Below are 13,583 nucleotides of genomic sequence, written 5' to 3'. Positions count from 1 at the left end.
ACCGCATTGACTACACTGCCGCTATGCTAGTCTTATCCGAATCCAACCCACCGAATGAACGTTCTTGCACAACACTATCGTCTATTGACGTACGGCTAGAAGATGTAGATGGCTGCGCACTAGCAAGCAAATGATAATCATACAGCTCTTGAATCATAAGCCCTGCTTGAGTCTCAAACTGAGCATTAACATCAATGATACGGCGCTGAAAATAACGATAAGCAACCAACGCAGGGATAGCAACAATCATACCAGCAGCGGTAGTGATTAGTGCCTGTGATACGCCAGCGGCTAGCATCGTCGGATCTTGCATTGCACCATCAGTAATCGCCAAGAACGACGAGATGATTCCTAGTACCGTACCTAACAGACCAAGCAACGGCGCTATCGCACCGATAGTTCCTAACATATTGATGTTTTTCTCTAACTGATGAACTTGGACGCTGGCACGATTTTGCATGTGCATTGTCATCGATTCTAGCCCATACTGACGATATAGCAACCCCGTTGCCAAGATATCGCCAAGCGCCGTCTTTTCTTTCACATTCATCAATTGTGTGCGGCCAATATCGCCATTTTCACGTAAACGAGTTATTAGCTGTTCGCGCAACCTGCTAGGAGCGACTTTGTTAAACTGTAGCGTATGGCTACGTTCAATAATGATGACTAATGCCAATATAGAACAGACCATGATAGGTGTCATTAGCCAGCCACCTGCTTTTACCAACTCCCACATACCTACTCTCTTCCATATTTTTGCAAAAATAAATGTTCAGAGGCGACTTAGCAATTGGATAGATACGGCTAACTCGCAAACGTTATTAAGCTTGAGCTTCTACAAACGTTATTAAGCTTGAGCTTCTATATGTTTAATCAACGCAGCTAATTGGTCTTGATTGTGGAAAAATATCTCAACACTACCTTGACCATCTTTTTTATGCTTTAGTTTGACTTCAGCACCAAGCATGTCTGTCAATCTTTGGGTCAAACGCTCTACATCACGAGATTGCGCTTGTTCAGCACGATTGATTTTGGGCGCTGGCTGCAAGATTGACTTGACCAATTTTTCAGCTTCTCGCACAGTCATACCACCATCGATAATCTTTTGCGCGATGATAGGTTGTTGTTCAGAGGACAACGCCAACAGTGTACGAGCATGACCCATATCTAGCGCACTGTTAGCCAAATGATCTTTTACTGTATCATGCAGCTGATTTAAACGAAGTAGATTCGATACTGTTGTACGTGCCTTGCCAACGACTTCAGCAATCATGGCATGACTCATACCAAACTCCGTATGAAAGCGCTGCAACGCCGCTGCCTGCTCAATCACTGATAAGTCTTCACGCTGGATGTTTTCAATCAGTGCTAGTGCAATTGCCAACTCGTCGGATAAAGCGCGCTCAATCGCAGGGATAACTGCTTTTCCTGCCATTTTTGCTGCGCGCCAGCGGCGTTCACCAGCGATAATTTCGTGAGTGACAAATGCTTCACTCTTATCTTCGTTTGCCAACAGTGGACGGATAACAATAGGCTGCATCACACCATGCTGCTCGATAGAAGACGCCAACTCTGCAAGTGCCGTCTCACTCATATCGCGACGAGGCTGATACTTACCTGCTTGCAAGAGTGTGACATCGATCTGGACAAGGCTAATCTGGTCTTCGCTAGCGCTCGTATCTGCACCATTGTTACGTGACTTGTTGAGCGACGCCTTGCTGGTAGCACGAGGTGAACGTGGCGCGCGAGCACTACTCTCACTAGCAGCATCGTTATCAGTAGTCTTCGCAGATGATTTTTTACTGGTTTTTGTCGGAGTGATATCAGGCGCTATGTCTGTGGACACAGTATTTACAGGCGCATTAGTATCTGGCGCAGCATTTTCACGCGCCACCATGTCGTCTTGCAAGGCAGAGGCGGTAATTTGCTTTTCTTTTTTGATTGACCCTAATAAGGCATCTAAGCCCCGATTAGCAGCCAACCCTCTTTTCTTCGCCATGATTACCTATCCTCTAACGCTAAAATAAAAGCCAATTGATTACTGATGCGGCTTACTAAATACAATGTTAAGTGTTCTATACTTATACTATTCATTCACTGTGCTGACCAGTGACGATTTTTATCTAAAAACCCTTTGTAAGGAATTTAGATAAAAACTAGTTGCTTTGTTTCATCACTTCAGCAGCTAGCTTTTGATACGCGCGTGCGCCTTTTGACCACCTCTCATACGCAATAACTGGTAAGCCGTGCGCGGGAGCTTCTGCCAAGCGAATATTCCTTGGAATATGGGTCTTGTACATGATATCGCCAAAATGCGCTTCTAGCTCAGTAGAGACATCACGGGCAAGCGTGTTACGCGCATCAAATAGCGTTCTGACCACACCGCGAATGTATAGCTTAGGGTTCAACTCTGTAAGGCGTTCAATCGTTTGCGATAAGTCAGCCAACCCTTCTAGTGCATAGTACTCACACTGCATAGGGATAATCACACTATCTGTAGCCACCAACGCATTAATCGTTAGTAGATTCAAACTAGGCGCACAATCGATAATCACATAATCGTATGGCTGCTTTTGCGTAGATACCTGATCGTTAATCAATTCGGCCATCGCAGTTTTGAACAGCTCATGACTATCCGTCTTGCTCATTAAGGTAATGTCCATGCCAGCCAAATCGCGATTGGCACCGATGACATCGAACCCTGCAGGACTAGTAACAATCGCTTCAGACAACGCGATACCATCTAGCAAAACGTCCGCTATGGTAAGATCCAACTCGTTTTTGTCAACACCTGTACCACTGGTCGCGTTACCTTGTGGGTCTAAGTCAATCAGCAGTACATGCTTGCGTTTAGCAGCCAAGCTGGCGGTCAAATTTACTGCCGTTGTGGTTTTACCCACACCGCCTTTTTGATTCGCAATTGCTATGATTTCCATACACTCACTCAATTTTATTAGGGTCTATTACTTTTGACTCGGTTGGTACAATTATTTTTTTATTCAATCTTGTACAGCGACACTCGCTCAGTATCTAAAAACAATCAATTCATGGTCTAAAATGCTCAGTTTGCGGTCGAGCATTTTAAATGCTTTTAAATACTATGTCATTTAGATACAGACGTAAACTGTGTTTCACAAAAAACAGTGCCTGTTTCATGACTGCGAAGTGTTTATGCTTTAGCTTTCTTTGGCAGACATTTCAATTAAATGACGACTGTCGTGCAAACGTGGCACCGTCAATCTAATGGTTTTGATATGCCAATCACTATCAAGTGCTTGCAGCTCTTCCTCACTCGGTACTTTGCCTTTCATAGCACATAAGAAGCCGCCATCTGCTAATCTTGGCTGCGCTACTTCTACAAAATCTATCAAACTGGCAAACGCTCGTGATGTCACCACCGCATAACTTGCTTCATGCGCTTCAATACGCGATGCGATCGGCTGCATATTACTCAAACCGAGCTCGCTGCTGATTTGCTTAATAAAGCGGATTTTCTTCTGATTGCTATCAAGCGCAGTACACTGACGATCAGGCTGACAAATGGCAACAATCACTGCTGGCAACCCTGCTCCCGTGCCGATATCTAGCAACGATCCGGCAGGTAAATGCGTTATAATAGACAGACAATCTATCACATGCTTGATCAGCGCTTCTTCTGGATCAGTGATAGCGGTCAGATTATACGCTTTATTCCATAGTAAAAGCTGGTCTAAGTACAATAATAACGTGCGCTGCTGCATTTCACTTAACGGTAGACCCAGCTCATTTATCGCTTGCGCCAAGGTATTAGCCAGCTTTGGCAGTTGCGCACCAAGCTTTACGAAACCAGTCGGATCAATATTGATAGTATCCATACTAGCAGACGATGAAGAGTTTTTAGCGGAAGCTGACATACAACGAGTTATCCAGTTTTGACTTGTGAACCGTTTATTTTATCATGCAGTCTGCCCATTGAATAGTTGCAGATTGCGCCAATGTGGGACATCTTATACTATCTACGCTGATCATGAGGCGTTATTCTGCTTTGATTGCCTCCAATTCGTTGATTAATTCATTCGTTTTTTACCAGTTTTACTCAAGCATTTGTCTAAATATGATACAAAACTGCGCTTAATGACTTCGCTAATAGGTGACTATATCTTGTAAGATGTCATGATTGATTATAAAAAACTCAGAATACGTATGACTAGATAAAACCAATCACTTCTCATATTCCTTTAATACTTTTTAAGATGATTTTTCAAACGCCTATGACAGAACAACCCTACACCCCTATATCGCAAGTATCAAAAGACGCTAACAATATGGTAGTACCTGCTACCGATACAAAAAACACTAAGCAAACAGCACCTGATACCCCAAACCCTATCTTCATAGAAGTTCAGCAAAATTGTCGCATTTCCGCTGAGCAATTAAAACGCTATAGCGACCCTGATGAGTTGCCTACAGACACACGTACTGCGCCCGACTTAGATGTGGGCTTCGGTCAACAACGCGCGCTTAAAGCATTGCATACAGCGCTGGATATTAAAGCCAGTGGCTACCATGTGTTTGCTGCTGGTGAAAACGGTTTGGGTAAGCGTACCGTGATTAGTCGTCTGTTAACACGTATTGCCGCCGACGCACCGACGCCTGATGATTGGGTATATGTGCATAACTTTACCGATCCACGCACACCATTGGCGCTGCGTCTACCAGCTGGTCAAGCCTCGCTATTACAGCAGCAAGTTAATAACTTATGGCAGCAAGCAAAAAAGCGTTTAAGCCAACGCTTTCGTAGCGATCAATACCAGAGCAAAATTGAAGCCATCAAAAACAGTACTCATCAAAAAGAAAGTCATGCCTATGACGCGCTTAATGCTGAAGGCAAGCAATACGACCTAGCATTGACGTTTCGCTCGTTCGATAATAAAGCAGTATTTGTTCATCCTAGTCAGCTGCCTACAGAAAGCAACAGCGATGATGACAAGCAAATAAAAATACCTAGCAATCATAAAGATTCAGAAAGGCTCAATGATAGCGAAAAAGTTAATATCTTGAGCAATAAAGATAATGAGAGTAAAGAAAATAAAGACTCTACATATGGCAATAATGAATACGAAGCTGAGCTGAATAACTTCGTGCAGAAGAACCATATGCAAAAGCGCCTGAGTCAATTGACTATCGCCTTAGAGCAACTAGAAGACGAAGCCAATGATGAAATAGAGGCATTACATCGTAGTATTGCCCAACGTGCTTTACAGCCATTATTTACCCCTATCTATGAGCAGTTTGCGACTCATCCACTTGTCGTGGCATATCTCAAGGCTGTATTTGATGACATGGTCACTCACGTAGAGCGTATCGTCAATGGCGATGATGAGGAGTTTGTGACGGCAGTGTTGGCTACGACTCCCAGTCGTTATGCGGTCAATGTTATTGTCAGTCATACACCTGACAGTGGCGCGCCTGTGGTCTTTGAGGATTTGCCAACCCATCTCAATTTGTTAGGTCATGTCGAGCAAATCACTCAATTAGGCACAGTAACCACTGATGTAAGTATGATTCGTGCAGGTGCTCTACACCGCGCTAATGGCGGCTATTTACTGTTAGAAGCCAGCCACGTACTTGAACATCCTTATGCATGGCAAGGCTTAAAGCGCGCCCTGCAATCACGGAAAATCAAACTATCAAGTCTAGAGCAAATGCTGACGCTAACCGGTAGCTTGTCTCTCTCACCAGCGCCTATTGATTTAGATATCAAGGTTATCTTGTTAGGGGAAGCAGATTTATATTACGAGCTACTAGAGCTTGAGCCTGAATTTGATGCGGTATTCAAAGTCCGAGCTGACTTTCATGACGATGTGCCTCGTACCATTGAGCATGAATTGGCACTGGTCGCAAAAATGGCCGATATCATCGATTATGCCGACCTTTACCCATTTGATAGCAGTGCGCAAGCTACGCTACTTGAGCATTTAAGCTTACAAGCTGAAGAACAAGATCGTTTAAGCCTACACAGTGACTTATTGATCAAACTATTGCATGAATCAAACCGTCACGCTCGCTTAAATAATGAGACTATGGTGACAGCAGATCACGTCACTCAAGCAATCGATGACATGGATGAGCGTTCAGGATATTTACGCGATCTGTACTGGGACGAGCTTAAAAACGGCCAGCAGCTGATCCAAACGCAAGGCGATGCTATAGGGCAAGTTAATGCATTGACTGTGGTCAGTTATGCAGATAGTGAGTTTGGCATGCCAGCACGGCTTACTGCGGTCATTCAGCCCAATATTGGCACAGGTGAAATTCTTGATATTGAGCGTGATGTAGACTTGGGCGGTAGTTTACACGCCAAAGGCATGCTGATTATGACCAGCTATTTGCGAGCGTTATTTAGTCAACATCATGCACTGAACTTTAGTGCCTCACTGGCATTCGAGCAAAGCTACGCACAAATCGATGGCGATAGTGCTACCGTTAGCGAAGGCTGTGCATTGCTATCCGCATTAGCAAACGTCCCCATCAATCAGTCTCTCGCGATTACTGGATCTATGAACCAGCTAGGCGAAGTACAAGCAGTTGGTGGCATCAATGCCAAAATCGCAGGTTTCTTCGACGCTTGCCGCGAGCAAGAGCTAACAGGCGATCAAGGCGTTGTCATTCCGATGGCCAATGTCAAACAACTGATGCTACGTGACGACATTATCGATGCGGTAAATAGAGGCAAATTTCATATCTATGGCGTCTATACTCTCAGTGAGGCCCTGACGCTGATGACTGGCTTGCCCATCGACACCATGAATAAGAAAGGCCGTTATCGTAAAGATACTTTATTTGGCAAAGTATTAAGCCGTCTGATGCTGTGGGATGAAAACCAGGAAAACACTGATGACATCGATGATGAAAAGTCCAAAAAGAAAGCGAAGAAAAAGCGTAAAGAAAAACGTCAAAAGAAAGAAGGTAAGAGAATAAAAGAAAAGCGTAAAGATGAGAGAAGTAATGAGAAATGCAGCGAGGAAAGTAACAAGCAAAGCGATGCTAAGCCTATTGATGACACCCTAAACGATAGCGAGACAACAGCTGTCGATGAGGATGGCAATTAAAATTTAAACGGTACTACCGATACGTACGCACATTGCTGTTCGACTAGATTCATTGTTATATCTATGGCTAGATCGAACAGTAACCATCGAATAGCAACCTTCAAATAAACATACGCATGCATGAACGTCGCTAGACGCTACGCTGCTTTTCTGCGATGATTAACGGTTCCTGATCGAGCAATATCGTGCCAGAAACCGACTTGTAACTTCATAAAGGGTATCTCTTAATGACTGTACATCCTACTGATGCTGATAACATCCAAGCTCAGTCCAATCCTAGTGAGCAGGCAGGTGCGCTTGCAGCTGTAGACACTGGTACCTCAAAAGAGGCCAATGCCGCCAATATTAGTGACAATCGACATGGTGCGGCAACGACTGCTCGGCAATGGCAGGTACTATCACAGCTACAGCGCAATCGTTGGGTAGGCACTACGCATATTTATGAGCAGCTGATGATGGCAGGCTTTGATATCAGCCTACGTACTGTCCAACGTGATTTGAACGCCCTTGCCAAACGCTTCCCTATTGAAAAAAACAATGCCAATCCTCAGGGTTGGCGCTGGAAAGAAGACGCGCCATTGCAAAGCTTGCCGCATATGAACTTATCACAAGCGGTTGCTTTTAATATGGTTGAGGCCAATTTGACCCAGTTACTGCCCCCTGTTATTTTAGATGAATTATTTCCTTGGTTTGACTTAGCACGGCGACAGCTCAAGAACAGCAAAGTGACCCACTCTTGGATAGACAGAGTGCGTATCGAGCCTGCCACCCAGCCGCTTATTGCACCAGATATAGATTTGGATAGTAAAGACAATATTTACCATGCGCTATTTTATCAGCTGCAGATTCATGCTTGTTATACTCGTAGCAACAAATTACAAGCCAGCGAATATATTCTAAATCCAATCGCGATTATCCAGCGCGGCGTGATTATCTATCTACTGGCAACTCGTACTGACGATCCAGAAGCCACCATTCGCACCTTTGCCTTACATCGTTTTGATAGTGTTGAGATTCTCGAAACCGCTGCAAAAACGCCAGAGAACTTTCAACTCGATACATATTTGGATGAAGGCAGCATGGGCTTTAGTCACCCACTGTTTGGCGAATTGGACGAGCGTGGCAAGAATACCGCTGTTGAGCTTAGATTTACTAGGCAAGCTGGTAAGAGTCTGACCGAAAGTAAGCTTAATGACGATCAAACCGTGACGCTAAATGAGGATAACACCCTTACTGTCACAGCCACTATTAACTTGACCTCACAGCTGGTCTGGTGGCTACGTGGATTTGGTAGTGGGTTATTAGATGCTAAACCTGAGCTACTTTATCAAGCAGTATTAGATAAGTCTTCGACAGCAATCAGTGAGTGACATCACTGGCCTGAGATAGGCTAACATCCGCACGCCTAATGTAAGCAAACATCAAATCTAGATAACGGTTAGAAACTAAGAATAAAAAAGGAGAGTTATGTCGACCACTGCCCCATCACCACTGTTGTCAGATAGTTTACGAGGACTTGGACTAGACGCAGGGACTTTGTTCTTTGCGCTCAATTATGAATTTACCAAAATTGAGCCAAAAGGCATGTTTAAGCGCTTTAAGAAAAATCAAAGCGCGATGGATATTGATCTGGCTTGTGTGTTGTACGATGACAATTGCGTCATCAGTGACATCGTTTGGTTTAAACAACTACGAGATAAAGCTGAGTCGGTCAAGCATCAAGGTGACAGTTTAAATGGTAAGGATCGCGGCGAGCAAGCCATGTATCTTGCCCCGCTTGATCAAGAGCAGATCAGACTGGAGCTTGAGAAAATACCCACTCATATTACTCATATTGGTTTAATCGCCAACTCATACCACGGTCATTCGTTCTCTAGGGTGAAAAAAGGCGAAATTCATCTGAGTGACGATGAAGGAAACCGTTGTTTCGAAGTCAACCTTAAGCAGCTCCCACGCGACTGCACCACGCTATGGGTAGCACATTTGCGTCGATCTGTTGACGACTGGCATTTAACATTGCAAAACTTACCACTCACTGCAGAAGATCTAGCAGATGCAGCACAAGAAGTGGCTCATGAGTTAGCACGTGCATTGCCTATTCCTCAGGGAATATAAGAGCAATTAGTAATCGCATATAAAAGAGGTCTTGTGCTATGTAAACACAAGACCTCTTTTTATGGTCAAAATATTAACTACGATTAACTGCTAAAAACCTATCTCTCATAAATCATTTAATACTTGCCTATAAAACTTCACCGCAATGCGGACAGAAGTTCTTTTGGCGCGTTTCAACTTCTTTTTCACGCCGTTCAAGCTCTTGCTCTCGAAGTACTTGTAGGACGATATTTTGTGCCTGCTCTTTATCTAAACCTAGCTCTCGACGAATTTTATCAATCATCATTTGATTCTGTACCAGATCAAAGTCGCTATCAATGAGCTGCTCACGAAAATGCTGTTCAAGCTCTTCACGGCGCTGGGCCAACTCATTCGCCAATCCCGTCGCTAGAATACCAGCCGGTAGGGCTGCGAGACCAACGCCCAATATCGTAATGACAGCACCCAATATTTTTCCCGCATTAGTAATTGGCGTGACATCTCCATAGCCTACTGTTGTCAGTGTCACTACAGCCCACCACATCGCTTTAGGTATGGACTCAAACTCGTCTGGCTGTGCGTGATTCTCCACTAGATAAATACCGCTAGAGGCGGTCACAATCATAATGATAAGAATAAAGATAACAGCCTGAAATGAGCCTCTCTCTTTACTAATCACGACTAGCAAAATACGCATGGAAGCAAAATAACGAGTCAGTTTTAGGATTCGAAACAAACGTAAAATACGTAAGAAACGCAAATCAATATTGACAAAGAAATTCAAAAAGGCGGGCACGATAGCTACTAAATCAATCAATGCGGATGGGCTTCTAAGCCAATCCCATCGCTGTTTCCACGTTGTGTTATCAGGCTTGGCTTCAGCCACACTCCACAGACGCAGTAAGTACTCAATAGAAAAGACAACGATAGAGAAGTTTTCGAATAAGGTGAAGTAATCTTGATAAGGGTAATACCACTGATCGACAGACTCTGCTATCACAGCCGCTACGTTAGTCATAATCAAAAATATAAGAAAATAATCAACGTAACGGCTAAATAACGTGTCATGTTCTTCACTTTGTAAAATATCATAAACAAAATGACGCAAGCGCCGTATAGATTGGAATAACATGCCAGCCCTATGCGGTGAAATACCGATTTGATATTAGTAGAATAAAACAACGGTCAAACCATAAAAACCAAACTTTCATCACAGGACATAGGATATATTTGCAGCAATCATCCGTGACTTTTATCAGAAGCACTTCATTTCAGTACTGACCTATCCATTATTAGCCATGACTATCGGCTATACAAAATGCAGATAATAAATATAGATTGATACCAATAGTATAAACACAATCAATAGCATAGAGAACCTTAAGAATTGCTCGTAACTACGAAGCTGCTGACTTATGTCTTGAGCTGGTATTAAATGTAAGTGACATTTCGGACAACAAGAATCCACTTGGTTCAATAACTTTGTATTGCGCGCATTTTGACAGCGTAGAGGCGAATTACTGCAATAACCAAGCATAATATATTGCACCTCTTGTTGAATCGTAAATAAGAGATACCGACTTACGTCAATGACACTTACTTAAAAAGCAGCTTTTGTTGTGTTTAATTATAGACTGTAGACAATTGAATTACACGTAAATGTAATTTATTGCAGAAACATTGCTAATTTACATTTAAAACCTTACCAACAATAATGATTTTCGTATTATAATAGACATTAAATGTTACAGATTAAACTTTAATCAGGACATTGTGTATCAGTAGCTAATGCCATCCCTCATTAGAACACTGCTGATAATTTTCTATTACGTTAAGGAATGAAATGATGAAACTACAATCCCTAGTTTTAGCAACTGCTGCTGCACTTACAATGACAACTGCTTTTGCTGTCCCAGCTGGTACTTGGTCTGTTGCTGCTGGTGCACACTATGTTGATCCTAAAAGTGACAATGGTACTCTAGATAACGGTTTATCTGTTGATGTTGATGGTGATGTACGTCCTACTATCAGTGGTGAGTATTTTATCGCTAACAACGTTGGTGTCGAACTACTAGCGGCGCTTCCATTCCATCATGATTTTGATTTAAATAGTGCTGATGGTACAAAAGTTTTAACAGGTAAAACACAGCATTTACCACCTACTCTTTCTGTACAGTATCACTTCGATAATGGCAGTATGCCAATGAATATCAAGCCTTTCATTGGCGTTGGTGTGAATTACACAACCTTTTTCAAAGAAAGAATTTCTACTGGTGGTGACTTAGACCTTGATGATAGCGTTGGTGTGGCTGGTCATGTTGGTCTTGATATTCCTTTTGCTCCTACCGAAGCTTTCCGTATCGATGCTCGTTATATGGACATCAAAACGGACGCTACTTTAGATGGTACAAACCTTGGCGAAATTGACATTAGTCCTTGGGTATATGGCGTAGCATTCGTTAAACAGTTCTAAATTAGTCAAAATATTATGTGTAATAAAAGCCAGCTTGATAGCTGGCTTTTTTGTGCCTATTAATTACGGCTACTACCGTTTTTCTACACCAGCTACTAGGCAATTATTTATAAAAATAGCTAATAATATACAAGAACAAATAATCTCCATAAAAAAAGACCATCCGTGGGCAGTCTTTTTTAATTGCTAGCTAGTTTTAGATCAAGATACGACGTGGGTCTGCCAGTAGCGTTGCGATATAACGAGTGAATACAGCAGCGTCTGCGCCATTGATCACACGGTGGTCATAAGACAAAGACAGTGGCAACATCAAACGTGGCTCAAAGCTTTGTGTCTTCGCATCCCAACGTGGCTGCATACTTGCTTCAGAGACACCTAAAATACCAACCTGTGGCCAGTTAACTAATGGCGTAAATGCCGTACCACCCAAGTTACCTTGGCTCGATATAGTAAAGCTTGCCCCTTGCAAATCTTTGGTACTGAGCTTCTTATCACGAGCTTTTACAGCAAGCTCGCCGATCTCAATCGCAATTTGCTTCAGACCTTTATCTTGTACGTTTTTGATAACCGGTACGATAAGACCATCATCTGTTGCCACAGCAATACCCATATTGACACTTTTACGCAATATGACCTGAGTATTGTCATCACTCAAGTGACTGTTGAATCGTGGGTGCTGGGTCAATGCGTAAGCAGTTGCTTTAACCACAAAGGCCAAGATAGTAAAGCCAATACCTTCAGCTTTCATGCCACCTTTTAGCTCACCGCGTAGTTTTTCGGTCTCAGTGATATCAGACAGATCGAACTGCGTTACTTGCGGTAGCAAAGTATTGTAGTTGAGCTGTGGTATCGAGACTTTCTGCAAGCGGCTGAGGTCTTGTGTTTCTGTCTCACCCCAGATCTCAGCGTTACTCATGTCAGGCAGTTTCGGTAGACCTGAGCTAACAGGATTACTGCTCACAGGTGCCGCTTTCTGCTTGGTTAGACTGTTTTTAACATGTGCAAACAAGTCCTCTTTTAGAATGCGATCGTTTAGAGCTGAGCCATTTACTTGTGTGATATCAACACCTAACTGACGCGCTAGTTTGCGAACAGCAGGACCTGCATACACATCAACCAATTTTTCATTGACCTGTGCTTCAGTTAACTTACCCTCTGTTTTGCTAGCAGCTGTATCAGTATTGGTCGGTTTGGCCGCTTGCTTTGGCTCACCAGTAATTTTAGCAGCTGGCTTATCTTCTGTTTTGGCTGGTGCTGACTCTTGTGGCTTAGGAGCTTCAGATTCACTATCACTAGCATCATCTGTACTACTTTCCATGATAACGATAAAGTCCTGACCATTAGCAACCATATCACCTGCTTCAACCAAGATTTTCTCAATCTTACCGGCAACTGGCGCTGGTACTTCAACCGAAGCTTTATCTGATTCGATTAGCAAAATCGACTGTTCAGCGCTAACAGTATCACCAACGCTCACCATAATTTCAGAAACTTGTGCCTCATCAACACCTAAGTCAGGTAATGCATGAGTAGTTGCTTTACCAGCATTAGCGGCTGGCTTGGCAGCAGACTCTGATTGCTTTGACTCAGTTGTAGCAGGTTCAGGTTTTGATTCTGGTTTAACATCGTCTGTGCTGTTCGCTTCTTGCTCTTCAGCAGCAGCACTGTCATCGTTGCTTTCTGCGCTATCATCTGCGCTTTCAAGCTCAATCAGCACCATACCTTCGCTGACTTGATCACCGATAGCAACGCTAATCTTAGTCACTTTACCAGCAGCAGAGCTTGGTACTTCAACCGATGCTTTGTCAGATTCTAATAATACAATGTTGTCGTCTTTTGCAATGACATCACCAACTTCTACCATAATCTCGCTGACTTCGGCGCTATCCACACCTAAATCGGGGGCTTTAATGTCCATGATTTAT

At 43.2% G+C, this 13,583-nt stretch carries 10 protein-coding genes; 4 read left to right on the top strand and 6 right to left on the bottom strand.

The features are described from left to right. Nucleotides 1–10: 10 nt before the first annotated feature. The 4 genes from QL886_RS04550 to rsmG form a co-directional block, all read right to left on the bottom strand. On the bottom strand, nucleotides 11–736 hold the full coding sequence (locus QL886_RS04550; RefSeq protein ID WP_290177781.1) for a MotA/TolQ/ExbB proton channel family protein: 726 nt from the start codon (nucleotides 734–736) through the stop codon (nucleotides 11–13). Between the two features lie 111 nt (nucleotides 737–847). Further along, a complete protein-coding gene (locus QL886_RS04545; protein ID WP_290177780.1) occupies nucleotides 848–1,999 on the bottom strand; it encodes a ParB/RepB/Spo0J family partition protein in 1,152 nt (383 codons plus the stop codon). A gap of 157 nt (nucleotides 2,000–2,156) precedes the next feature. Beyond that, nucleotides 2,157–2,936 carry a ParA family protein gene (locus tag QL886_RS04540; protein WP_290177779.1) on the bottom strand — a complete coding sequence of 260 codons (780 nt, stop codon included), beginning with the start codon at nucleotides 2,934–2,936 and terminating at the stop codon, nucleotides 2,157–2,159. A 240-nt stretch (nucleotides 2,937–3,176) separates the two neighbouring features. After that, nucleotides 3,177–3,893, bottom strand: a complete 717-nt coding sequence (rsmG, locus tag QL886_RS04535; RefSeq protein ID WP_290177778.1) for a 16S rRNA (guanine(527)-N(7))-methyltransferase RsmG — start codon at nucleotides 3,891–3,893, stop codon at nucleotides 3,177–3,179. A gap of 357 nt (nucleotides 3,894–4,250) precedes the next feature. On the opposite strand from rsmG, the gene QL886_RS04530 reads away from it, so the two are divergent. From QL886_RS04530 to QL886_RS04520, 3 genes are all read left to right on the top strand, one after another. Next, nucleotides 4,251–7,091: an ATP-binding protein gene (locus QL886_RS04530; RefSeq protein ID WP_290177777.1), complete on the top strand. Its 2,841-nt coding sequence runs from the start codon at nucleotides 4,251–4,253 to the stop codon at nucleotides 7,089–7,091. Between the two features lie 227 nt (nucleotides 7,092–7,318). After that, nucleotides 7,319–8,461: a WYL domain-containing protein gene (locus QL886_RS04525; protein ID WP_290177776.1), complete on the top strand. Its 1,143-nt coding sequence runs from the start codon at nucleotides 7,319–7,321 to the stop codon at nucleotides 8,459–8,461. 97 nt (nucleotides 8,462–8,558) lie between these two features. Next, nucleotides 8,559–9,206 carry a TerD family protein gene (locus QL886_RS04520; protein WP_201566792.1) on the top strand — a complete coding sequence of 216 codons (648 nt, stop codon included), beginning with the start codon at nucleotides 8,559–8,561 and terminating at the stop codon, nucleotides 9,204–9,206. Between the two features lie 127 nt (nucleotides 9,207–9,333). Here the strand turns inward: QL886_RS04520 and QL886_RS04515 are convergent, their stop codons facing one another. Then, nucleotides 9,334–10,317, bottom strand: a complete 984-nt coding sequence (locus tag QL886_RS04515) for an ion transporter (RefSeq protein ID WP_290177775.1) — start codon at nucleotides 10,315–10,317, stop codon at nucleotides 9,334–9,336. 714 nt (nucleotides 10,318–11,031) lie between these two features. Here QL886_RS04515 and QL886_RS04510 point away from each other — a divergent pair. Continuing rightward, nucleotides 11,032–11,658 (top strand): OmpW family outer membrane protein, encoded by a 627-nt coding sequence (locus tag QL886_RS04510; RefSeq protein WP_114700943.1) that lies wholly within the window; start codon nucleotides 11,032–11,034, stop codon nucleotides 11,656–11,658. A gap of 196 nt (nucleotides 11,659–11,854) precedes the next feature. Here the strand turns inward: QL886_RS04510 and QL886_RS04505 are convergent, their stop codons facing one another. Next, complete coding sequence (locus QL886_RS04505; protein ID WP_290177774.1) at nucleotides 11,855–13,576, bottom strand: 2-oxo acid dehydrogenase subunit E2; 1,722 nt, start codon at nucleotides 13,574–13,576, stop codon at nucleotides 11,855–11,857. Nucleotides 13,577–13,583: the final 7 nt, after the last annotated feature.

This window comes from Psychrobacter sp. APC 3281 (assembly GCF_030407815.1).
Taxonomy (GTDB): domain Bacteria; phylum Pseudomonadota; class Gammaproteobacteria; order Pseudomonadales; family Moraxellaceae; genus Psychrobacter.
This window is presented reverse-complemented; position numbering and strand designations above follow the sequence as displayed.